This window comes from Yinghuangia sp. YIM S09857 (assembly GCF_051388915.1).
Lineage (GTDB): Bacteria > Actinomycetota > Actinomycetes > Streptomycetales > Streptomycetaceae > Yinghuangia.
In genome coordinates this window covers 167,592-190,551 of the sequence record NZ_JBPKBH010000001.1, presented here as the reverse complement: position 1 = coordinate 190,551, position 22,960 = coordinate 167,592, and the positions used below count along the sequence as shown (strand labels likewise).

At 71.5% G+C, this 22,960-nt stretch carries 18 protein-coding genes and 1 pseudogene; 9 read left to right on the top strand and 10 right to left on the bottom strand.

All coding sequences use genetic code 11. The features are described 5' to 3' along the window. Positions 1–126: 126 nt before the first annotated feature. The 7 genes and pseudogenes from ACRX5S_RS00860 to rpsD all read right to left on the bottom strand — a co-directional run bounded on the left by ACRX5S_RS00860 (position 127) and on the right by rpsD (position 7,380). Entirely contained in the window at positions 127–987 is an 861-nt protein-coding gene (locus ACRX5S_RS00860; RefSeq protein WP_436770704.1) for a shikimate dehydrogenase, read from the bottom strand. Then, complete coding sequence (gene mltG / locus ACRX5S_RS00855) at positions 960–2,102, bottom strand: endolytic transglycosylase MltG (protein ID WP_436770703.1); 1,143 nt, start codon at positions 2,100–2,102, stop codon at positions 960–962. Before mltG ends, ACRX5S_RS00860 begins: the two co-directional genes overlap by 28 nt. 133 nt (positions 2,103–2,235) lie before the next feature. After that, positions 2,236–2,679 (bottom strand): annotated as a pseudogene (ruvX, locus tag ACRX5S_RS00850) (Holliday junction resolvase RuvX); the annotation flags it as partial. Between the two features lie 83 nt (positions 2,680–2,762). After that, the gene (gene alaS / locus ACRX5S_RS00845) at positions 2,763–5,432 is read right to left on the bottom strand and encodes an alanine--tRNA ligase (protein ID WP_436770702.1); all 2,670 of its coding nucleotides are present in this window, start codon (positions 5,430–5,432) and stop codon (positions 2,763–2,765) included. After that, complete coding sequence (locus ACRX5S_RS00840; RefSeq protein ID WP_436770701.1) at positions 5,432–5,935, bottom strand: DUF6167 family protein; 504 nt, start codon at positions 5,933–5,935, stop codon at positions 5,432–5,434. The genes alaS and ACRX5S_RS00840 overlap by 1 nt, the downstream gene beginning before the upstream one ends. A 1-nt stretch (position 5,936) precedes the next feature. Next, positions 5,937–6,365 (bottom strand): DUF948 domain-containing protein, encoded by a 429-nt coding sequence (locus ACRX5S_RS00835; protein WP_436770700.1) that lies wholly within the window; start codon positions 6,363–6,365, stop codon positions 5,937–5,939. Between the two features lie 406 nt (positions 6,366–6,771). After that, positions 6,772–7,380, bottom strand: coding sequence for a 30S ribosomal protein S4 (rpsD, locus tag ACRX5S_RS00830; RefSeq protein WP_436770699.1), 609 nt, complete (start codon positions 7,378–7,380; stop codon positions 6,772–6,774). 125 nt (positions 7,381–7,505) lie between these two features. On the opposite strand from rpsD, the gene ACRX5S_RS00825 reads away from it, so the two are divergent. From ACRX5S_RS00825 to ACRX5S_RS00815, 3 genes are all read left to right on the top strand, one after another. Then, the gene (locus ACRX5S_RS00825) at positions 7,506–8,351 is read left to right on the top strand and encodes a DUF2470 domain-containing protein (protein ID WP_436770698.1); all 846 of its coding nucleotides are present in this window, start codon (positions 7,506–7,508) and stop codon (positions 8,349–8,351) included. Positions 8,352–8,754: 403 nt separating this feature from the next. Beyond that, on the top strand, positions 8,755–10,143 hold the full coding sequence (locus ACRX5S_RS00820; protein ID WP_436770697.1) for a threonine/serine ThrE exporter family protein: 1,389 nt from the start codon (positions 8,755–8,757) through the stop codon (positions 10,141–10,143). Between the two features lie 318 nt (positions 10,144–10,461). Then, positions 10,462–11,322: an MBL fold metallo-hydrolase gene (locus tag ACRX5S_RS00815; RefSeq protein WP_436770696.1), complete on the top strand. Its 861-nt coding sequence runs from the start codon at positions 10,462–10,464 to the stop codon at positions 11,320–11,322. A gap of 3 nt (positions 11,323–11,325) precedes the next feature. Here the strand turns inward: ACRX5S_RS00815 and ACRX5S_RS00810 are convergent, their stop codons facing one another. Both ACRX5S_RS00810 and ACRX5S_RS00805 read right to left on the bottom strand, forming a co-directional pair. Then, positions 11,326–12,678: a replication-associated recombination protein A gene (locus tag ACRX5S_RS00810; RefSeq protein WP_436770695.1), complete on the bottom strand. Its 1,353-nt coding sequence runs from the start codon at positions 12,676–12,678 to the stop codon at positions 11,326–11,328. Between the two features lie 384 nt (positions 12,679–13,062). Beyond that, positions 13,063–13,878: a vWA domain-containing protein gene (locus ACRX5S_RS00805; protein ID WP_436770694.1), complete on the bottom strand. Its 816-nt coding sequence runs from the start codon at positions 13,876–13,878 to the stop codon at positions 13,063–13,065. Between the two features lie 189 nt (positions 13,879–14,067). Between ACRX5S_RS00805 and ACRX5S_RS00800 the strand changes: the two genes are divergently transcribed. The 4 genes from ACRX5S_RS00800 to narI are packed head-to-tail and all read left to right on the top strand — an operon-like array spanning position 14,068 to position 20,967. Continuing rightward, entirely contained in the window at positions 14,068–17,787 is a 3,720-nt protein-coding gene (locus ACRX5S_RS00800) for a nitrate reductase subunit alpha (RefSeq protein ID WP_436770693.1), read from the top strand. Further along, entirely contained in the window at positions 17,787–19,505 is a 1,719-nt protein-coding gene (gene narH / locus ACRX5S_RS00795; protein WP_436770692.1) for a nitrate reductase subunit beta, read from the top strand. The genes ACRX5S_RS00800 and narH overlap by 1 nt, the downstream gene beginning before the upstream one ends. 5 nt (positions 19,506–19,510) lie before the next feature. Next, positions 19,511–20,233: a nitrate reductase molybdenum cofactor assembly chaperone gene (gene narJ / locus ACRX5S_RS00790; protein ID WP_436771126.1), complete on the top strand. Its 723-nt coding sequence runs from the start codon at positions 19,511–19,513 to the stop codon at positions 20,231–20,233. A gap of 17 nt (positions 20,234–20,250) precedes the next feature. After that, positions 20,251–20,967, top strand: coding sequence for a respiratory nitrate reductase subunit gamma (gene narI, locus ACRX5S_RS00785; protein ID WP_436771125.1), 717 nt, complete (start codon positions 20,251–20,253; stop codon positions 20,965–20,967). Positions 20,968–21,008: 41 nt separating this feature from the next. Here narI and ACRX5S_RS00780 read toward each other — a convergent pair whose 3' ends face one another. Continuing rightward, positions 21,009–21,374 (bottom strand): MerR family transcriptional regulator, encoded by a 366-nt coding sequence (locus ACRX5S_RS00780; RefSeq protein WP_436770691.1) that lies wholly within the window; start codon positions 21,372–21,374, stop codon positions 21,009–21,011. Between the two features lie 151 nt (positions 21,375–21,525). On the opposite strand from ACRX5S_RS00780, the gene ACRX5S_RS00775 reads away from it, so the two are divergent. Both ACRX5S_RS00775 and ACRX5S_RS00770 read left to right on the top strand, forming a co-directional pair. Next, positions 21,526–22,422: an NAD(P)-dependent oxidoreductase gene (locus ACRX5S_RS00775; protein WP_436770690.1), complete on the top strand. Its 897-nt coding sequence runs from the start codon at positions 21,526–21,528 to the stop codon at positions 22,420–22,422. A 63-nt stretch (positions 22,423–22,485) separates the two neighbouring features. Beyond that, entirely contained in the window at positions 22,486–22,917 is a 432-nt protein-coding gene (locus tag ACRX5S_RS00770; protein WP_436770689.1) for a PPOX class F420-dependent oxidoreductase, read from the top strand. Positions 22,918–22,960 lie beyond the last annotated feature (43 nt).

Sequence of the window (22,960 nt, the reverse complement as noted above, 5' to 3'; positions counted from 1 at the left end):
AACGTCCAATCGGCCGGCGCCTATCGGCCACTCGGCCGCGGCCGGAGGCCTCTTGAACAACCCTGCCCCACACCTCGGAGAAGTGTGGGGCACAGTTGTTCGTACGGAACTTGCGTGCGGTATTGGTCAGCCCCGGGCCGCGAGTGCGGCTTCGCCGGCTGAGCGCATCTCAGTCAGTGGCCCGGGGTGGCCCGTCATCAACTCGACTTGCAGCACCGCCTGGTGGACCAGCAGGTCCAGACCCCCCACCACCGTTCCGCCCGCCTTTGACCAGGCCGCCGCGAGGGCGGTGGGCCAGGGGTCGTAGACGACGTCGAAGAGCACGCCGGGGGCGGACGGGACGCGGTCGGCGAGGTGGTCCGTCGCGCCCTTGGGGGTCGTGGAGACGACGAGCGGGAAATCCAGCCCCTTGTGGGCGTCTTCCCACGGGCGGACCAGGATCTCGACGCCCAGGCGTTCGCCCGACTCGAACATCTCGTGCGCGCGCACCGCGCCCCGCACGTACGCCCGCACCGGCCCGTCGCACACCGTGGCCAGTGCCGCGAGCGCCGAGGTGGCCGTGGCGCCCGCGCCGAACACCGCGGCCGATTCGACCCGGTGGACACCGCGTTCGCGCAACGCCTCGACCAGGCCCGGCACATCGGTGTTGTGCCCGACGCGCCGCCCCTCCGGGTCGATGAGGACGGTGTTGACCGCGTCGACGTCCGACGCGGTCCGCGAGACCTCGTCCAGCAGCGGCCGGATCGCCCGCTTGAGCGGCATCGTCAGCGAGAGGCCCGCCCACGACGCGTCCAATCCCCCGACGAAGTCCGGGAGTCCGGCTTCGTCGACGTCGAAAGCGTCGTACGACCAGTCCGCGAGCCCGAGCGCGGCATACGCCGCCCGGTGCAGGACCGGCGAGAGGGAGTGTGCGATCGGCGAGCCGAGTACAGCGGCCCGACGGACCCCCGCAGCCGTTGCTACCTGCCCGGGTTGTCCTTGTGCCACTGCTCGAGTTCCTTAACGTCCTTGTTGAACTGCGTCTGGTTGTCCGAGAACTTGGTCTCGCCGGTGTCCGGGTTGACCGTCACGAAGTAGAGCAGCTTGCCCTGCGTCGGCGACAGCGCGGCGATGATGGCCTTCTCCCCCGGGTTGTTGATCGGCGTCGGCGGAAGCCCCTTCTTTATGCGCGTGTTGTAGGGGCTGTCGGTGTTCAGCTCCGCGGTGGTGAGCTGAAGCGAGCTCTTGTTGAGGACGTAGTTGACGGTCGAGTCCATGCCCAGGGACATGTTCTTGTTCAACCGGTTGTAGATGACCTCGGAAACCTTGGTCATGTCCTCGGTGTTGCGGACCTCGGCCTGGATGATGCTGGCCATCGTCAGTATGTCGTAAGGGGTCTTGCCGACCGCCGCGGCTTTCTCCTCCAGCTTCATCGTCGCGTACTTGTTCTTGGACGTGTTGACCATGTCCTTGAGCACGTCGATCGGCTTCATGCCCGGCGCCGCCGCGTACTGCGCCGGCCACAGGAAGCCCTCGATGTTGCCGCCCGCCCACTCGGGCAGTCCCAGCGCGGGGTCCTTGGCCGCCGCCTCGACCTCGGCGATCGGGACGTTCAGCTTCTTCGCGACGATGTCGAGCACCTTGCTCGCCCGCAGCCCCTCGCCCGGCGTGATGTTCTGCCGGTTGGCGCGGTCGACCATGAACTCGAAGGCGGCTTTCGCCGACATGTGCTCCTTGAGCACGTACGCGCTGGCCTCGATGTTCCGCTGCTGCTTGTCGCCGGTGTACGCCTTGGTGAAGGCGTCCACGCTCTTGACCACCTTGGCGCGCTTCAGCTCGTTGCCGATCTGGGACGCGACCCACCCGGGCTTGACGACCACCACGACCGCGCTGCCCTCGACGCCGGCGCCCGAATAGTCCGGGGGCGGGCCGAAACGGTCCTTCACGAAGCCGTACGCGTACCAACCGCCGGTCAGCACAAGGCCCAACACGATGGCGAAGGCGATGAAGACGGCACAGCCGCTGCGGCCGCGCTTCTCCTTGCGACGGCCGCGCGAACCGCCGTTTTTGCCCCGGCGCCGATTGCGCGGCTCCGTGTCCATCGTCAGTCCGAGGTCACTCATCTGGGGTGGTCTCCGCCTGGGTCGGGGCGTGGGCCGCGGGCAGGGATGCGTCTCGGGCGGACTCGCTGCCCGAGGGCGGTGCGGTGGTGGTGCCGGTGCTACTGGTATCACCAGTAGGACTGGTTGTACCAGGAACCGCCTGGCCGGGTGGGAGTCCCGAAGTCCTCTCCGTTTCGAGCGCGTTCTGAAGGATGACGACCGCCGCTGCCTGGTCCACGACGGTACGGGCCTTTTTGCCCCGTACCCCCGAAGCCCGCAGGTCGCGCGTGGCGGTGACGGTCGTCAGCCGCTCGTCGACAAGTCGTACGCCGACCGGAGCAATCGCGTCGGCCATTCGGGAGGCGAACGCGCGCGCCTTGGCGGCGGCGGGCCCCTCCCGACCGGACAGCGAGCGCGGGAGGCCGACGATAACCTCGACGGCCTCGCGCTCGGCGACCAGCGCCGCGATGCGGGCGACGTCGCCGCGCCCGGCCTTGACGGTCTCGACGGGGGTCGCGACCAGGCCGTGCGGGTCGCTGGCGGCGACGCCCACCCGGACGTCGCCGACGTCGACGGCGATGCGCACTCCTCGCCTCACCGGTGCCTCCCCGAGGACACCGGCGAACGGGGACACCGCGATGTGCCGGGCACCCCGCCGTGTCCCCCCATCCGGGTCGCCAACTAGGCCGCCCGTTCGGCGACCGTGCGCGCCACCGCGGCGAGGGCCTCCTCGACCGCGGCCGGGTTCTGCCCCCCACCCTGCGCGACGTCGTCCTTGCCGCCGCCCCCGCCGCCGAGCGTCCGGGCCGCGGTGCGCACCAACTCGCCCGCCTTGACGCCGCGCTCGCGTGCGGTCTCGTTGGTGGCGACGACGACCATGGGCTTGTTGTTGACCACCGAGACCACCACGACGACGGCAGGGCGCGCGCTGAGCCGCTGGCGCACGTCGAGCGCGAGCTTGCGCAGGTCGTCGGTGGAAGTGCCGTCGGCGACCCGGTGCGCGACCAGCGCGACGCCGTTGACGTCGGCCGCCTGCTCGGCGAGGCTCGCGGACGCCTGGAGCACCTGCGCGGCCCGCATCCGGTCGATCTCCTTCTCCGCCTCGCGGAGCTTGGCGACGATCGACGAGACGCGCTCGGGCAGTTCCTCGGGACGGCCCTTCACCACATCGGTGAGCTGGTTCACGATCGTGTGCTCGCGGGCGAGGAAGCGGTACGCGTCGACGCCGACCAGCGCCTCGACGCGGCGCACGCCCGCCCCGATCGACGACTCGCCGAGCAGCTTGACCAGGCCGAGCTGCGCGGTGTTGTGCACGTGCGTGCCGCCGCACAGCTCCTTGGAGTAGTCGCCGATGGTGACGACGCGGACCTCGTCGCCGTACTTCTCGCCGAACATGGCGGTGGCGCCCTGCTTGCGCGCCTCGTCCATGCTCATGACCTCGGCCAAGACGTCCAGGTCGCGGGCCAGGACCTCGTTGATCTTCTGCTCGACGTCGGTCAGCACGCCGCCGGGGACCGCGGCGGGCGCGCCGAAGTCGAACCGGAAGCGGCCCGGCGCGTTCTCCGAGCCGGCCTGCGCGGCGGTCGGGCCAAGCGCGTCGCGCAGCGCCTGGTGGGTCAGGTGGGTCGCGCTGTGCGCGCGGGCGATGGCGCGGCGGCGGTCGAGATCGATGCTCGCGTGCGCGGGCGACCCGACGGTGACCTCGCCGACCTGCACGGTGCCCCGGTGCACGCTCACACCCGGCACCGGCTGCTGGACGTCGCGCACCTCGACGACGGCGCCGCCCTCGATGCGGATGCGCCCGGTGTCGGCGAGCTGGCCGCCGCCTTCGGCGTAGAAGGGGGTGCGGTCGAGGACGACCTCGACCTCGTCGCCCTCCTGCGCGGCGGGCGCGGGCACGCCGTCGACGAGGAGGCCGACGACGGTCGCCTCGCCCTCGTTGAGCAGGTAGCCGGTGAACTCGGTGGCTCCGGAGGTGTCGGCGACCTCGCGGTACGCGGACACATCGGCGTGGCCGTGCTTCTTGGCCCGCGCGTCCTCCTTGGCCCGCTGCTTCTGCTCGGCCATCAGGCGGCGGAAGCCGTCCTCGTCGACTTCCAGGCCCTGCTCGGCGGCCATCTCCAGGGTGAGGTCGATGGGGAAGCCGTGGGTGTCGTGCAGCGCGAAGGCGGCGGTACCCGGCAGGGTCGTGGCGCCGGCTGCCTTCGCCTTGCCGATCTCGCTGTCCAGGATCGAGGTGCCGGTGACGATCTTGTCGAGGAAGCGGGCCTCCTCGGCGACCGCGATCGAGTCGATGCGCTTGGCGTCGGCGACCAGTTCGGGGTACTGCGGGCCCATCGCGTCGATGGTCGCGGCGACCAGTTCGCTGAGCGTCGGGCCCTGGGCGCCGAGCAGGCGCATGTTGCGGATCGCACGGCGCATCATGCGGCGCAGCACATACCCGCGGCCCTCGTTGCCGGGCACCACGCCGTCGCCGATGAGCATGACGGCGGTGCGGACGTGGTCGGCGATGACGCGCAGCGAGATGTCCGACCGGAGGTCGCCGCCGTAGCGGTGGCCGGTCAGTTCGGCCGCGCGGTCGAGGATCATGCGCGAGGTGTCGATCTCGTACAGGTTGTCGACGCCCTGGAGGATGCACGCGAGGCGTTCGAGGCCGAGGCCGGTGTCGACGCTCTTCGCGGGCAGGTCGCCGAGGATCTCGAAGTCGTCCTTGCCGATGCCCGCGCCGCGGATGTACTGCATGAAGACCAGGTTCCAGATCTCCAGGTAGCGCTCGCCGTTGACGGCGGGGCCGCCCTCCTCGCCGTACTCGGGGCCGCGGTCGTAGTTGATCTCCGAGCACGGTCCGCACGGGCCTGGCACGCCCATCGACCAGAAGTTGTCCTTCTTGCCCAGGCGCTGGATGCGCTCCGCGGGCACGCCGATCTTGTCGCGCCAGATCGACTCGGCCTCGTCGTCGTCGAGGTAGACGGTGATCCACAGCTTCTCGGGTTCGAGTCCGTAGCCGCCGTCGGCGATCGGGGTGGTCAGCAGCTCCCAGGCGAGCGTGATCGCCCGCTCCTTGAAGTAGTCGCCGAACGAGAAGTTGCCGCACATCTGGAAGAACGACCCGTGGCGGGTGGTCTTGCCGACCTCGTCGATGTCGAGGGTGCGCACGCACTTCTGGACGCTGGTCGCGCGCGGGTACGGCGGCTTGACCTCGCCGAGGAAGTACGGCTTGAACGGCACCATTCCGGCGTTCACCAGCAGCAGCGTCGGGTCGTCGGCGACCAGCGACGCGGACGGCACGACGGTGTGTCCGCGCTCCTCGAAGAAGCGCAGCCAGCGGCTACGAATCTCTGCGGAATCCATCAGCGTCGGTCCTTCCGGTCGTACCTGGCGCGACCGCGGCGTCGTTCGCGCGGTGTCGGAGCGGGGGCTGCGCCGCGGCCGAGGCCCAGGCGGAAGCCCTGTTGGTTGTCGTGCCTGTCATAGGCGTCGTATGCGTCGTACGCCGCGTCGTCGTACTCGTAGGCCTCGTACACCTCGCGGCCGTACGCATCCTGTCCACGGTACGGCGCGCGGGCCGCGGGCAGCGCCCGGATCTGCCGCCCGCCGGGCAGCACCTGGGGTGCGGGCAGGACCGGCGGCGCCGCGGCGGCCGTGACGTCGGCGCCGATCGCGCGGTACAACTCGGCCTCGCGCTCGGCCATGCCGGCCCGTACCTCGTCGGCGAAATAGCGGATGGCGTCGCCGATTCCGGTGACGTTGTCCGCGACCCCCTCGGGGGTGTACTTGTGCGCCTTGTCCTTCACCTTGCGGGCGGCCCACATGCCCGCGCCCGCGCCGACGGCCATCCAGAACAGCCGTGCCATTTCATGACCTCCCGCGCGCGGCGCGCTGGCGGGCGATGCGCTCCGCCCTGGCGGTGGAGCGTACGCGTTTGGCGAGTTCGGCGCGCTGCTGGACGGACAGTGCGCGGCGTACGCCGTACGAGAACGCCGCGGTCTTGACCAGCGGGCCGCCCAGGGTGGCCGCCACGGTCGAGGACAACGCGGTCGCGTTCGTGGACATCGTCTGGACGTTCCCGGCGATCTGGTCGACGCGGGCCAACTGCGCGTTGGTCGCGCGGACGGCGTCGGTCATCTCATCCAGCAGGGGCGGTGTGCGGTCGGCGATGTCGGAGACCAGGCGGGTGGCCTCCTTGAGCACCTTGACCAGCTTCACCAGCACCAGCGCGAGGAAGGCGACGAGAATCGCCCAGAACGTCGCGATGATCATCAGCGCGACTTCGCCACCCGACACCTTGATGCGCTCCTTCAATGGCCAATGGCCGAAAGACAACGGCGGACGACAAGCTGAGAGGGCGTCACCTGGGACACAGCCGCTCGGGCAACCCCGGAAGCCCCGACCCTACCGCGCCGTAGCGGGGTGGTCGCCTGACACTACCGGCCGGGCGGGGTGCAGTGCACGAACCGACCGTGACCTCGCGCGCGGCGGCTCGTTCCGCACAATTCGCTGCTCATCCGCCCGAACCCGGCCGTGACCCGACGCCCGGCGGCTCGTTGACAGCCATGAGGGTTGCCCCGCTGTCGCGGGGGAACGAGAGGGCCCCGCTCCCATCCGGAGCGGGGCCCTCTTTTGGTCGTGCTTGATGGTCGTGCCTGGCGCTTGTGCCTTGGCCGTGCCCTGTTAGTGCGCCGGGCCCGGGTCAGCGGGAGTAGTACTCGACGACCAGTTGCTCGTCGCAGATGACCGGGATCTCGCGGCGCTGCGGGAGGCGGTCGAGGCGCGCCACGAGGGCCGGCAGGTTCGACTCGATGTACTTGGGCGTGTTCTCGGCGGCGAAACCGCCGGCCCGCACGACCTGGAACAGCGGCTTCTCGCGGCTGCGTTCGCGAACACCGACGACGTCCTCGGGGCGCAGCTTGTAGCTGGGGCGGTCGACCTTGCCGCCGTTCACCTCGAAGTGGCCGTGGCTGACCATCTGCCGCGCCTGGTAGATGGTGCGGGCGAACCCGGCGCGCAGCACGAAGGCGTCGAGGCGGCGTTCCAGCGAGATGACCATCTCGTCGCCGGTCTTGCCCTGGTGCTTGTGCGCGTTGTCGAACGCGGCGCGCATCTGCGTCTCGTTGATGTCGTACTGGGCGCGGAGCTTCTGCTTTTCGAGCAGGCGCACCTTGTAGTCCGACGCCTGCTTGCGGCCGCGGCCGTGCTCCCCCGGAGGGTACGGGCGGTTCTCCAGGTAGCGCTGGGCTTTCGGGGTCAGGGCGACGCCGAGCGCTCTGCTGCGCTTGACCTTGGGGCGGGCCTGGTTCAACGGGTCCTCCGAATCGGTGGGTACTTGCCAGCCGCGGCCTTCTTAGGTAAGCCTAACCTTAACGTCGACGATGCCTCGAGGGGAAGTCCGGGGTGCACGATCGGCACACAACCGCTGGAGGACACATGCCCCGGGCCACAGACGCCACCGACACGACCTCTGCCTCCGACTCCGCTCCCAAAACCGACGCATGCGCCACGCGGACCAGGCCCCGCGGGACCCACCCGGAGGCCGCCTCCCGCGCCCGCACCCTGGCCGCGTACGCCGCCTCCGCGACCGTCGAACTCCCCGGAGCCATCGGCGAGGAGCAGGTCGTCCCGGCGGCCCGCGCGGTGGAGGCCGACGGCTCGGTGCTGCTCCTGCTCCCTCCCGAGGTCGGCGCCGCGGTGCTGACCGCCCGCGACGACATCGCCGCCGTGCTGCACGTGGTCGACGTGGCTCCGGTCGCGGTGCCGCACCGGGTCCGCGCGCACTGCTGGATCGCCGGATGGCTGAGCGCCCCGACCGGCGCCGAACTCGCCCGCGCCCGGGGCCGTCTGGCCGCCGCGACGCGCGACCCCGCGCTGCTGACCTTCGACGGTGCGCGCTCCGGGGCGGTCGTCCGCCTGGAGCCCGGCGAGGTCCTGGTCGACGACCTGTGGGGGGCCGAGCACGTCGAGCCCGACGAGTACGAGGAGGCCTCGCCCGACCCGCTCGCCGAGCACGAGACCGAACTGCTCCAGCACCTCGACGCCTCGCACGGCGCCGAGCTCGAACACCTGTGCCGGATGACCGGCGCCAGCGACGAGGGCGAGCGCGTCGCGCCCGTCGCCCTCGACCGCTTCGGGCTGCGGCTGCGGTGCAGCGGACCGACGCGTACCCGCGACGTGCGGTTCGAGTTCGACGCACCGGTCGGCGACGCCGCCGCGCTGGGGGATGCTCTGCGGGCGCTGTTCCAGGGGCCGCGCTCCGCCGACTCGGACTGCGCGTAGTCTCCGACCGCGCACCCGGCCGCGCACTCGGCCGCACACCCGGCCGAACCTGCTCGGCCCTGGCGGCATATGCCGTCTCCTGGGCCCAAGTTGAGCGTTTCCGACCGCATCGGCATCCTTGCTGCGAGATCGACCTTCGGCGTGCCGTCATCTTCCGATTGAGGAGTTGGCGATTCCATGAGGCACTGTGGAAGGGCACCACCGATCGGCAGGAAGGACGGACGCGGTGTTCGATCGCGCCGGGCGACCCGACACCGCCGGCGGCACGGAGGATCCCCGCGAGCCCCGGAGCACGTCGGCCGCACACGCGGAATCCGGTACGGCTTCCGGCAGGTCGGCATCCGGCACGGCCGCCGGTGCGGCACCGCCGCCGGCCAGGCGCATCGGACGGACCGGCGCGCGAATGCCCTGGCACCCGCCACCGCTGTCCAGCCTTCCGTGGCAGGACCGGCTGCGCACCCGGCTGCGGTTCAGCTCAGCGCTCGGCGACGCCCCGGAGAGGCACGAGTCGACCGTCTCGGTGCCCCGCGTCCTCGACCTCGCGCTGCGCACCGGCGAACTGCTGCTGGCCAGCGGCGAGGCGGGCGAGGACGTCGAGGCCGCCATGCTCGGCGTCACCGACGCCTACGGGCTGGAGCGCTGCACGCCCAACGTCACGTTCACCGTCATCACGCTCTCCTACCAGCCGTCGCTGGTCGACCTCCCGGTCACCAGCGAGCGCGTGGTCCGCCGCCGCGTGACCGACTACACGCGCCTGGACGCCGCACACCGGCTCGTCGAGGACATGACCACCGGCGAGGTGACGCTGGAGGACGCATACCACCGCCTCGTCGACATCCGGCGCAACCGGCATCCGTATCCGACCTGGCTCGTGCTGATGGCCACCGGGCTGGTCGCGTCGACCGCGAGTGTGCTGGTCGGCGGCGGGCCGGTGGTCGCGTGCGCGGCGTTCTTCGCGGCCGTGGTCGGCGACAGCCTGGCGCAGGGTCTGGCCAAGCGCGGGGTCCCGGAGTTCTACCAGTTCGTGCTGGCCGCGATGCCGGCGGCGGCGATCGCGGTCGGGCTGATCAAGGCCGACATCGGCGTGCAGCCGTACGCGGTCGTCACCGGCGGACTGTTCGCGCTGCTGCCCGGCCGGGCGCTCGTCGCCGCGGTCCAGGACGGCCTGACCGGCTTCTACATCACCGCCTCGGCGCGCCTGCTGGAGGTCTTCTACCTCATCGTCGGCATCATCTGCGGCGTCGCCATAATGCTGTACGTCGGCAACCAGCTCGGCGTGGACCTCGACGTCGAGGGGTCGTTCTTCCCCGACTCGAACCCGCCCGTGCAACTGCTCGCCGCGGCCGGTCTGTCGCTCGCCTTCGCGGTCCTTGTGCAGGTCCGCAACCATGTGCTGCCGATCGCGGCGGCGGGCGGCGCGGCGAGCTGGTCGATCTTCGAGGTGCTTCGCATCGGCGGTGCGGCGCCGATCCTCGCGACGGTCGTGGCCACCGGCGTGGTCGGGCTCCTCGGGCAGTTGCTGGCCCGCTCGGGCCGTACGTCCGCGCTCCCGTACGTGATCCCGGCGATCGGCCCGCTGCTGCCGGGCGGCGCGATGTACCAGGGCATGCTGGGCCTCGCGCTCGGGCACACGGACCGCGGCTGGGCGGGGCTGGTCAACGCGGCCGGGTTGGCGCTCGCTCTGGCGGTGGGGGTGAACCTCGGCAGCGAGGTCGCACGGTTCGTGCTCCCGGCACCGCAGCGCGGCGGCCGCGAGAAGCGCGCGGCGGCCAAGCGCACCCGCGGCTTCTGACGCGCGGATTCCGAAGGACGGAATCGAGCGCGGATCCCGGCGTGCGGATCGCGGCGTGCGGATTCCGACGGGGCGCGCCGCGAGGACCTGTGGCGGCCCTCGCGGCGCATTTGGGGGGTGGGTCGGGCGCCGTACGCCTCCGGCCGTCCCCTGGAAATCCTTGAGCGGACACGGACGGCGCCCGGTGCTCGTTTCTACCGTGCGCAAGCGCTCGATCACAAGACTGTGTTCAAACAGTCGCCTGAGTGAGAAGGTGTGGCCGGGCGGCCGGCCGACGGAGCCGGTGGCCGATCCCGCACCCTGGGAGGGTTTTCGGTCATGGCGATGTGGCACGTCGGCTCGTCGGTTTTGCGCAAGGTCGTGGAGATGGAGTTCCCGGTCTCGGTGACCGGTGCCCTGCGCGCGACCGACACCGGGCTCCTCGACCGGTACCCCTGGCTCACCCCGCACTTCGCGCAGCCGGACGGCAAGTTCACGATGGCGATCCAGACGATCCTGGTCGACACCGGCGCCCACCGCATCCTTGTGGACACGTGTATAGGAAACGACCGGGTGACCTTGCCGCAGTTGCCGCCGCTCCAAACCGCGTGGCTCGACAACCTGAAGGGGCTCGGGTATCCGGCGGAGACGATCGACGCCGTCGTGTGCACACACCTGCACTTCGACCACGTCGGATGGAACACGCACCTGGTAGACGGGGCGTGGGTGCCGACGTTCCCCAACGCGCGCTACGTCATCCCGCGCACGGAGTGGGAGTTCTGGAGCAACGCCGTCGACTCCGACTCGGTCGGCCGGGCGGATCTGGACAACACGCTGCGGCCGGTGTTCGAGGCGGGGCTCGTGGACCTGGTCGGGCCCGACCACGAAGTGGCGGACGGCGTACGCCTTGAGCCCGCTCCCGGGCACACGCCCGGCCAGGTGGCGGTCGTCGTCGAGTCGGGCGACGAGCGGGCCGTGGTCACCGGCGACCTGGTGCACCACCCCGTGCAGTTCGCCGCCCCCGACGTGCCGAGCGCGGCGGACGAGGACGTCGCGGGCGCGACGGCGACGCGTCGGGCCTTCGTGGACCGGTACGCCGACACCGGCACCCTCGTCGTCGGCACGCACTTCGCCTCCCCGACGGCCGGGTGGCTCACGCGGGACGACGGCGAGGTGCGGTTCGTGGTCGAACGCCCGTAGCGGTCACTCGTCCGTGTGGCCGAGCTTGCCCCGGACGCGGTCGAGGACGTCGGCGTAGCGCGCCTCGTTGCCGTAGCGCGTCGGGTGGTAGTAGCGCTTGCCGTGCACGGTGTCCGGCGCGTACTGCTGCTCGGCGACGCCGCCGGGTACGTCGTGCGGGTAGACGTAGCCCTGCGCGTGCCCGAGTTTGGCGGCGCCCTTGTAGTGGCCGTCGCGCAGGTGCGCGGGGACGGGTCCGGCGAGACCGGCGCGTACGTCGGCCAGCGCCGCGCCGATCGCGAGGGTCGCCGAGTTGGACTTCGGCGCGAGGGCGAGCGCGATGGCGGCATGGGCGAGCGTCAGTTGGGCCTCGGGGAAGCCGATCAGCGCGACCGCCTGGGCCGCGGCGACGGCCGTGGTCAGGGCCGTGGGGTCGGCGAGGCCGATGTCCTCGGACGCGGAGATCATCAGGCGCCGGGCGATGAAGCGCGGGTCCTCCCCCGCGTCGATCATGCGGGCCAGGTAGTGGAGTGTGGCGTCGACGTCGGAGCCGCGGATGGACTTGATGAGGGCGCTCGCCACGTCGTAGTGCTGGTCGCCGTCGCGGTCGTAGCGCACCGCGGCGCGGTCGACCGCGGCCTCCAGGGTCGCGAGCGTCACCGACTTCTCGCCGCGGTCCATCGCGGATCCGGCACCGGCCTCCAGCGCGGTCAGGACGCGCCGGGCGTCGCCGCCCGCGATGCGCACGAGGTGATCCTCGGCGTCGGGGTCCAGGTGCACCGCGCCGCCGAGTCCGCGCTCGTCGGCGAGCGCGCGGCGGACCAGGTCGCGGATGTCGTCCTCGGTCAGCGATTCGAGGGTGAGCAGGAGGGACCGGGACAGCAGCGGGCTGATGACGGAGAAGTACGGGTTCTCCGTGGTCGCGGCGATGAGCGTCACCCATCGGTTCTCCACCGCGGGCAGCAGGGAGTCCTGCTGGGCCTTGGAGAAGCGGTGGATCTCGTCGAGGAAGAGCAGCGTCTCGCGGCCGTGCGCACCGGACTCCCGGCGGGCGGCCTCGATGACGGTGCGGACCTCTTTGACGCCCGCGGTGATCGCGGACAACTCGACGAAGCGGCGCTTGGTCGCGTGGCTGACGACGTACGCGAGCGTGGTCTTCCCGGTGCCGGGTGGTCCCCACAGGATCACGGACGACGGCGCGGTGACGCCGTTCCCGGCGCGCACGAGGCGGCGCAGCGGGGAACCGTCCCCGAGCAGATGCCGCTGCCCGACCACCTCGTCCAACTCACGGGGCCGCATCCGAACCGCGAGCGGGGCGAGCGCGGGGTCCTTGCTCTGACGCTCCTCGGCGGCGGCGATGAACAGATCGGGTTCCACCCCAAAACCCTAACCGCCCCCACCGACAACCGTGCGGTTCGCCCGAGCGGGGCGGAGAAGAGGAGGAGAGCAGGAGGAGAGGAGGCGCGGAGGCGCGGAGGAGAGGAGGCGCGGAGGCGCGGAGGAGAGGAGGAGAGGAGCGGTCGGGGCGGCAGGTTGGGCCGTGCGTGGGTCGGGCGCGTGGGTCGGGCGCGTGAGCAGGTGGGGCGCGTGAGGGGGGCGCGTGAGCAGGTGACGCGCGTGACCGGGTGAGGCGCGTGACCGGGTAGGACGCGCGAACGGGAGGACGCGCGAACGGGAGGACGCGCGAACGGGAGGACGCGCGAACGGGAGGACGCGCGAACGGGTGGGCCGCGTGGCGGGAGGGACGCGGCTAAGGACCTGTCAGCGGAGGACGCCGGCGGCTCGGGCGGATTGGAGCCACTCGGGGAACTCGATCATGAGTTGGTCGTAGAGCTTTTCGTTGCTCATGCGCTTGGGGTTGGCGCCTGCTTCGAAGAAGCCGGCGTTGTCGACCACGCGGTATTGCGGGGCGGGGAGGTCGTCGAGACGGTGCAGGAACTGGAACCGGTCGCGGCCGAAGCCCACGAACTGCCAGAAGATCGGCAGTTTCGCGGCCTTGCAGATCGCCTTCTCGGCGGCCTTCGGGCTGTCCGGCGAACCGTCGGTCTGGAACACGACGTACGCCGGGTCGGTCGCGCCGCAGGCCTTGTAGTGGCGGATGACCGCCTCCATGGCGGCGACGTAGTTGGTGGTCCCCATGCGGCCCAGCTTGGCGTGCAGTTCGGCGATGCGGCCCTGGTAGTCGCTCAGGGAGATCTCCTCGACCTGGTACGCCTTGGTGTCGAAGAAGACCACCGGCACCACGCCGTCGTCGTCGAAGTGCGCCGCGGCCGCCAGCACCCGCTCGGCGAGCGACTGGACGCTGCCGTCGCGGTAGAACCCGGCCATGCTGCCCGAGCGGTCGAGCACCAGGTACACCGCGGCACGGACGCCTGCCAGCCGGTGCTTGTCGAGGCTCACCCCCGCGGCCTTGTAGAGGCTGACCAGCCCCGGCGCGGTGCGCTCGATCTTGTCGAGGCTCACCGCCGAACCGCTGCCGGTGCGAACCGTCGCGGGTTGCGCGGGTTGCCCGGGCATCTGCGGGGCCGCAGGTGCGGCGGGGGTCTGCCTGAGGCGGCGGATCCAGCCAAACACCATCTCGTCTGCCTCCCTGCGTGTGCGCGGAGTTCGCCCTTCCACCCCCACGCTGTCAGATCGCGCGGGCGTCCGCAGGGGGTTCTCCCTCGCGGATCCGGCCGACACGCGGGTCGGTGCGGACAACGCTGCAATTGGAGGAGTTTGCCCTAATTTGGCTAGGCACATGGATGCCGGGTCGAGGAGGACAGCGTGGCGGACGGCGAAGGCGGCGATCGGGCCGGGCTGGACAGTCCCGCCGTCGACGTACTGCTCAAAGCCGGGCGGTTCCTGACCCGTTCCGAGGTGTCCGGCGACCTGCGCTCCGTCTACAAGACCGGCGGCCGCGAGGGCGACGTCTTCTACCGCGACCGCTGGAGCCACGACAAGGTCGTCAACTCGACGCACGGCGTCAACTGCACGGGCTCCTGCCGCTGGAAGGTGTACGTCAAGGACGGCATCATCACGTGGGAGACCCAGGGCACCGACTACCCCTCGGTCGGCCCGGACCGCCCGGAGTACGAGCCGCGCGGCTGCCCGCGCGGCGCCGCGTTCTCCTGGTACACCTACTCCCCCACGCGCGTGCGCTACCCGTACGCCCGCGGCGTGCTCGTGGAGATGTACCGCGAGGCCAAGGGCCGGCTCGGCGACCCGGTCGCCGCGTGGGCCGAGGTGGTGGGCGATCCGAAGCGCCGCCGCCGCTACCAACAGGCGCGCGGCAAGGGCGGGTTGGTGCGCGTGACCTGGGACGAGGCGGTCGAGATCGCAGCCGCAGCGCACGTGCACACCATCAAGACGCAGGGCCCGGACCGGGTGGCGGGGTTCTCGCCGATCCCGGCCATGTCGATGGTCTCGCACGCGGCCGGAGCCCGCTTCATGGGCCTGATCGGCGCGCCCATGCTGTCGTTCTACGACTGGTACGCCGACCTCCCGGTCGCCTCGCCGCAGGTGTTCGGCGACCAGACCGACGTGCCGGAGTCGGGCGACTGGTGGGACGCCGCGTACCTGATCATGTGGGGCTCGAACGTGCCCGTCACGCGCACCCCGGACGCGCACTGGATGGCCGAGGCGCGCTACCGGGGCCAGAAGGTCGTGGTGGTCGCGCCGGACTACGCGGACAACGCCAAGTTCGCCGACGAGTGGCTGCACCCGCACCCGGGGACCGACGGCGCGTTGGCGATGGCCATGGGCCACGTGCTGCTGCGCGAGTACTTCGTGGAGCGGCAGGTGCCGTTCTTCGCGGACTACGTGCGCGCCTACACCGACCTCCCCTTCCTCGTGACGCTCCGGGAGAAGGACGGCGGGCTGGTGCCCGACAAGTTCCTGCGCGCGAGCGACCTCGGCGGCGCGCAGGCCTCGGCCACGCACGCGGAGTGGCGAACCGTCCTCGTGGACGACGCCACCGGCTCGCCGTTCGTACCCGGCGGCACGTTGGGCGACCGCTGGGCCCCCGACTCGGAGGGGCGCTGGAACCTCGACCTCGGTGGTGTCACCCCGCGTCTGACGCTGCATCAGGACCAGCGCGCGGAGGGCGTCGAGGTGCTGCTGCCGCGCTTCGACACCGAGGACGGCTCGGGCGGCGTCCTGCGGCGCGGAGTGCCTGCCGTACGGCTGCGCGAGGGCGGGCCCCTGGTCACCACCGTCTTCGACCTGCTGCTGGCCCAGTACGGCGTGGGCCGCGACGGCCTCCCGGGGACGTGGCCGCGCGGGTACGACGACGCCGAGGCGCTCGGCACGCCCGCCTGGCAGGAGGGCCTGACCTCGGTCCCGGCCGCACGGGCCGTGAAGATCGCCCGGGAGTTCGCCGACACGGCCGAGAAGTCGCGCGGCCGCTGCATGATCCTCATGGGCGCCGGCACCAACCACTGGTTCCACTCCGAGACGATCTACCGCGCCTTCCTCGCGCTGCTGAAACTGACCGGCTGCCAGGGCCGCAACGGCGGCGGCTGGGCGCACTACGTGGGCCAGGAGAAGTGCCGCCCGGTGACGGGCTGGGCGACGCTCGCGGGCGCCGGCGACTGGGGGCGTCCGCCGCGGCAGATGATCGGCACGGCGTACTGGTTCCTCAACACCGACCAGTGGCGGTACGACGGCTTCGGCGCGGACGTCCTGGCGTCGCCGCTGGGCGAGGGGCGCTTCGCGGGCATGACCGCGGCGGACGTCCTGGCCCAGTCGGCGCGGCTGGGCTGGATGCCCTCCTACCCGACGTTCGACCGCAACCCCCTCGACCTCGCCGACGAGGCGGCGGCGTCGGGACGCGAGCCCGCGGACCACGTCGTCGACGAACTCACCTCGGGGCGACTCGGGTTCGCCTGCGAGGACCCCGACGCACCGCAGAACTGGCCGCGAGTGCTCACCGTCTGGCGCGCCAATCTGCTCGGGTCCTCGGCGAAGGGCGACGAGTACTTCCTGCGGCACCTGCTCGGCACGCACGACAACCTGCGCGCGGCCGAGGCGCCGCCGAACACCCGTCCGCGCGACGTGAAGTGGCACGACGAGGCCCCCGAGGGGAAGCTCGACCTGCTGCTGTCGCTGGACTTCCGGATGACGTCCACGACCCTGCTGTCCGACATCGTCCTGCCCGCGGCGACGTGGTACGAGAAGGCCGACCTGTCCTCGACCGACATGCACCCCTTCGTGCACTCGTTCACCGCCGCCGTGGGGCCGCCGTGGCAGGCGCGCAGCGACTTCGACGCGTTCCTCGCCCTCGCGCGGAAGTTCTCCGAACTCGCCGCGACCCACCTGGGCGTACGCCGCGACCTGGTCGCCACCGCCCTCCTGCACGACACCCCTGGCGAGGTGGCGCAGCCGGGCGGCACCGTCCCGGATTGGCGAACCGGCGACGCGGTGCCGATCCCCGGCAAGACGATGCCGCAACTGACCGTCGTGGAACGCGACTACGCAGCCGTCGCGGCCAAGATGGCGACGCTCGGCCCGCTCGTCGACAAGCTCGGCGTGGCGACGAAGGGCGTCACCTTCGACGTGTCCGAGGAGGTCGCCGACCTCGCCGCGCGCAACGGCACCGCCCCGGCGTCCTACGGCGGCGCCGCAGGACGCCCGCTCCTCGACACCGCGGTCAAGGCCTGCGACACGATCCTCGCGCTGTCGGGCACCAGCAACGGCCGCCTGGCCGTGCAGGGCTTCGAGACGCTGGAGCGCCGCGTCGGCCGCGAACTGGCGGACCTGGCCCGGGAGCACGAGGGCAAGCGCATCACGTACGCCGAAACGCAGGCGGCGCCCGTGCCGGTCATCACCTCCCCCGAGTGGTCGGGCAGCGAGACCGGCGGACGGCGCTACACCGCGTTCACCGTCAACGTGGAGCGCCTGAAGCCGTGGCACACGCTGACCGGGCGCCAGCACTTCTTCCTCGACCACGACTGGATGCACGAGCTGGGCGAGTGCCTGCCGGTCTACCGCCCGCCGCTCGACATGCACCGGCTGTTCGGCGAGCCGCGCATCGGCCCGGACGGCGAACGGCAGGTGACCGTGCGGTACTTGACACCGCACAACAAGTGGTCGATCCACTCGGAGTACCAGGACAACCTGTTCATGCTGTCGCTGTCGCGCGGCGGGCAGACGATCTGGATGTCGGTCGACGACGCCGCGGCCGTCGGCGTACGCGACAACGACTGGATCGAGGCGGTCAACCGCAACGGCGTGGTGGTCGCGCGCGCGGTCGTGTCGCACCGCATGCCGACCGGCACCGTCTACATGCACCACGCACAGGAGCGCACCATCGCGGTGCCCAAGAGCGAGACGACCGGGCGCCGCGGCGGCATCCACAACTCCCTCACCCGGCTGCTGCTGAAGCCGTCGCACCTGATCGGCGGCTACGGGCAGCTGTCCTTCGCGTTCAACTACTTCGGCCCCACCGGAAACCAGCGCGACGAGGTCACCGTGATCCGCCGCCGCTCCCAGGAGGTGCGGTACTGATGCGCTTGATGGCCCAGATCGCGATGGTGATGAACCTCGACAAGTGCATCGGCTGCCATACCTGCTCGGTCACCTGCAAACAGGCGTGGACCAACCGCGGCGGCGTCGAGTACGCCTGGTTCAACAACGTCGAGACGCGGCCCGGGCAGGGCTACCCTCGGCGGCACGAGGACCAGGAGCGATGGCGCGGCGGCTGGGAGCTCAACCGGCGCGGACGGCTCAAGCTCAAGGCCGGCGGCCGGCTGAAGAAGCTCGCCACCATCTTCAACAACCCGGTGCTGCCCAACATCGGCGACTACTACGAGCCGTGGACCTACGACTACAAGAACCTCACCGACGCGCCCGCCGGGCCGGACTTCCCGGTGGCCGCGCCCCGCTCGCTGATCAGCGGCAAGCAGCTCGACATCACGTGGTCGGCGAACTGGGACGACAACCTCGGCGGCATGCCGGAGCACGGGGCCGACGACCCGGTGCTGGCGAAGGTCTCGCGCGACGTGCGCCTGCAATACGAGCAGGCGTACATGTTCTACCTGCCGCGCATCTGCGAGCACTGCCTGAACCCGTCATGCGTCGCGAGCTGCCCGTCCGGGGCGATGTACAAGCGGTCCGAGGACGGCATCGTGCTGGTCGACCAGGACAAGTGCCGGGGCTGGCGCATGTGCGTGACGGGGTGCCCGTACAAGAAGGTGTACTTCAACCACCGCACCGGCAAGGCCGAGAAGTGCACGCTGTGCTACCCGCGCCTGGAGGTCGGGCTGCCGACGGTGTGCTCCGAGACGTGTGTGGGGCGGCTGCGCTACCTCGGGGTGATGCTGTACGACGCGGACGCGGTCCTCGCCGCGGCCGCCACCCCCGACGAGCACGGGCTGTACGAGGCGCAGTTGGACGTCTTCCTCGACCCGCACGACCCGGAGGTCGGGCGCGAGGCGGAGCGCGCGGGCATCCCGTTCGACTGGATGGAGGCGGCCCGGCGGTCCCCGGTGCACCGGCTCATCAAGGACTTCCGGATCGCGCTGCCGCTGCACCCGGAGTACCGCACGATGCCGATGGTCTGGTACATCCCGCCGCTCTCCCCCGTCGTCGACGCCCTGTCCGCCACCGGGAACGACGCCGAGGACCGCGGCAATCTGTTCGGCGCGATCGAGTCGCTGCGGATCCCGATCGAGTACCTGGCGGAGCTGTTCACGGCGGGCGACGTGCGTCCGGTGGACGCGAGTCTGCGCAAGCTCGCGGCCATGCGAGCGCACATGCGCCGCGTGAACCTCGGGGAGCCGCCCGATCCGTCCATCGCGGCGGCGGTCGGGATGGGGACCGAGGAGATCGAGGAGATGTACCGGCTGCTGGCCATCGCGAAGTACGAGGACCGGTACGTCATCCCCACCGCCGCGATCGGCGACGCCGCGGCCCTGGAGGAATCGGTGCTCGACCACGGGTGCAGCCTGGACTACGCGGACGGGCCCGGCATGGGCGGCTCGGGACCGTTCGGCGAGGCGTCGGGACGCTACGCCCCCGCATCGGTCGAGAACTTCCACGTGCTGCGCGACCGGGCGACGGCCGACACCCCCGCGGACACCGCGCGCACGCGCGTCAACCTGCTGAACTGGGACGGGAACGGCCGGCCGGCCGGGCTGTTCCCCGCGCGGGGGCGGGGCGGGGACGGGCCGGAGGCCGAGGCCGGCCGCGAGTCCGGTGCCGGTCCGGAGGGGGCGGACCGGTGAGACGGCTGCGTCGCTCCGGGGACGCGTCCCCGACGGCCTTGCCCGGTCCGCGCGAGACCGCCGCGGTGCGGCAGGCCGCCGGGCTGCTGCTCGACTATCCGGACAGCGCGTTGCGCGGCCGTCTGCCGCTGATCGTGGAGGCGTTGGCCGGTCTCGCGCCGCACGCCTCGCGGGACGCCGCGCTGGAGTTCGCCTCGCACGCCGCGGCGACGCCCGACCGCGAACTCGCCGAGCACTACGTGGCGGTGTTCGACCAGCAGAACCGCCGCTGCCTGCACCTGACCTGGTGGACGGACGGCGACACGCGCAGGCGCGGCATGGCCCTCGTCCGCCTGAAGGAGCGCTACCGCGCCGCGGGCTGGTCCTTCGACGGCACGGCGGACACCGCCGAGTTGCCCGACTTCCTGCCCGCTGTCCTGGAGTTCGCGGCGCGCGAGCCGCGGGACGGCACCGCCCTGCTCGCCGAGCACCGGCCCGGCCTCGAACTCCTGCGGATCGCGCTCACCGACGCCGGCACGCCGTACGCGCGGCTTCTGGACGCCGTCTGCGCCACTCTGCCCGGGCCGACCCCGGCCGACGAGGCGCAGGCCCGTGCGCTCGCGCTGCGCGGGCCGGGCCGCGAGGACGTCGGCCTGGAGCCGTACGGTCCGATGCCGGGCCCCGCGGCACCCGGGCGCGGCGTCGTCGATCTGCCGTTCCCGACCACTGTCGCGGGAGGACCCCGGTGACATCCGCCGCCGACGTCATGCTGTGGGGCGTACTGCCGTACGTCAGCGCCGCGTTGCTCATCGCCGGGACCTACTGGCGCTACCGCTACGACAAGTTCGGGTGGACCACGCGCTCGTCCGAGCTGTACGAGTCGCGGCTGCTGCGCGTCGCCAGCCCGCTGTTCCACTACGGTCTGCTGTTCGTGCTGGCCGGGCACGTCCTGGGCCTGCTGATCCCGGAGGGGTGGACGGAGGCCGTGGGTGTGAGCGAGCACGCCTACCACGTCCTGGCGATGACGCTCGGCGTGCTCGCGGGCGTGGCCACGGTCGTCGGCATCGTGCTGCTGATCTGGCGGCGACGCACCACCGGGCCGGTGTTCCTGGCCACGACGCGCAACGACAAGCTGATGTACGTCGCGCTCACCGCGACGATCCTCGCGGGGCTGGCCACGACGCTGATCGAGAACGGCTTCGGGAACACGTACAACTACCGCGAGACCGTGTCGCCGTGGTTCCGCTCGCTGTTCGCCTTCCAGCCCGACGTCGACCTGATGGCGGAGGCGCCGCTCGCGTTCCATGTGCACGCCGTGCTGGCGTTCGTGCTGTTCGCGCTGCTGCCGTTCACCCGCCTCGTGCACGCGTTCAGCGCGCCGGTGAAGTACGTGTTCCGCCCGTACCTGGTCTACCGGTCCCGCGATCCGCACCAGTTGGCGTCGCGTCCCGAACGCCGCGGCTGGGACCGAGTCGACTCCTGAGCCGCGGCGGACGTGGCGGACGTGGTGCGGTGCGGTGCGGCTCAGGCGACGGCGAGAGCGCGCTCGGTCGCGGCCACGTAGGTGCTGAGCGCCTTGCGGGTGTCGGCGAGTGCGTCCATGCGCTCGTCGATGCCGTCCAGGCGGGCGCGGAGCATGTCCAGCAGTTCGGGGCACGGGGTCAGCTCGGGGCCGACGCCGGAGGCGCAGGGGAGGAGGTACCTGATCTGGTCGGTCGTCAGGCCCGCGCCGAGCAGTCTGCGGATCTGGGTGACGACCAGGATGGCGTCCTCGCCGTACTCGCGGTAACCGTTGGCGCCCCGTGCGGGTTCCAACAGGCCCTGCGCCTCGTAGTACCGCAGTTGGTGCGTGTTGACGCCCGTCCGGCGGCTCAGTTCCCCGATCAGCATGCCCACTCCCGGCCCCTCCTTGGTTCGGCCTTGACCTTCATACCGGTGTGAACGCCGAGGATCGCGCTGTGGCTTCCCGCCACCGCGGAGATCTCGAAACATCCCGGCCATCTCGCGCCGACCCGAACCGACTCAACCCCAGGAGCTTGTGATGCAGAACTCCGACACCACCCCCGTCACGGTCATGGGCCTGGGCCTCATGGGGCAGGCGCTGGCCGGAGCCTTCCTGAACGCCGGGCGACTCACGACCGTATGGAACCGCACGGCCGCGAAGGCCGAAAAGCTGGTGGGCCGCGGTGCGGCCCTCGCCGACTCGCCTGGCGCGGCAATCGCGGCGAGTCCGCTCGTCGTGGTCTGCGTGACCGACTACGACGCGGTACGCGCGCTCCTCGATCCACTCGGCGGCGACCTGAAGGGCAAGGTCGTCGTCAACCTGACCTCGGGGACCTCGCAGCAGGCCCGCGAGACCGCCGAGTGGGCCGCCGCGCGCGGGGCCGCGTACCTCGACGGCGCCATCCCCGCCGCGCCGGACGGGATCGGCACGCCGACCGCGGACATCGTCTACAGCGGGCCGCGGTCCGCCTTCGCGGAGCACGAGGAGACCCTGCGCGTGCTGGGTGCCGGGGCGGCGACGTACCTCGGCGAGGACCAGGGCCTGTCGTCCCTCTACGAGGCGGCGCTGCTGAGCCTCATGTGGAGCATCCTGAACGGCTTCCTGCACGGCGCCGCGCTTCTCGGCACCGCGAACGTGCCCGCCACGGCGTTCCTCCCGATGGTCACCAAGGGCCTTGACACCGTGGGCGCATGGCTGCCGGGGTACGCACGGCAGATCGACGGGGACGAGTTCCCCGTCGAGGACGCGTCGCTGGGAACCCACGTGGCCTCAATGGAACATCTGGTGCACGAAAGCGAGTTCCTCGGCGTCAACGCGGAACTCCCCAAACTGGTCCAGGCATTGGGTCAACGCGCCGTTGACCGCGGTCTCGGCGACCGCGGATACGCCGCCATGATCGAACTCTTCCGCACGCCCGCGCCCACCCACCCCTGACCGCCCCCTCCGTCCGCCCTCCGAGCCCGGAACAGGCGGCCCCGACCACGACTTGGCTTTGACATGACGACCGAACCGTTCAACCCGCGCACTCTGCTCGCGGAGAGCCGCCTCGGCGTGCTCGCGACCATCAAGTCCGACGGCCGCCCCCAGTTGTCGCCGGTCATGCCGTTCTTCGACCCGGAGTCCGGCGTGCTGTACGTGTCGATGACGGAAGGCCGGGCGAAGACCGCCAACCTGCGCCGCGATCCCCGGGCCACCCTGGAGGTCACGAGCGCCGACGGCTGGAAGTGGGCGACCGCCGAGGGCACCGCCACGCTGACCGGCCCCGGCACCGACCCGCACGGGCCGGAGGTCGAGGCGCTGGTCGACTACTACCGGCGGGCCGCCGGGGAGCACCCCGACTGGGACGAGTACCGGTCGGTCATGGTGTCCGACCGCCGCGTCCTGATGACCATGAAGGTCGACCACATCTACGGCTCGGCCGTCGCCTGACAAGCGGTCCCGCCTCCTGCGGCGCGCCCGGTCCACTCCGGGC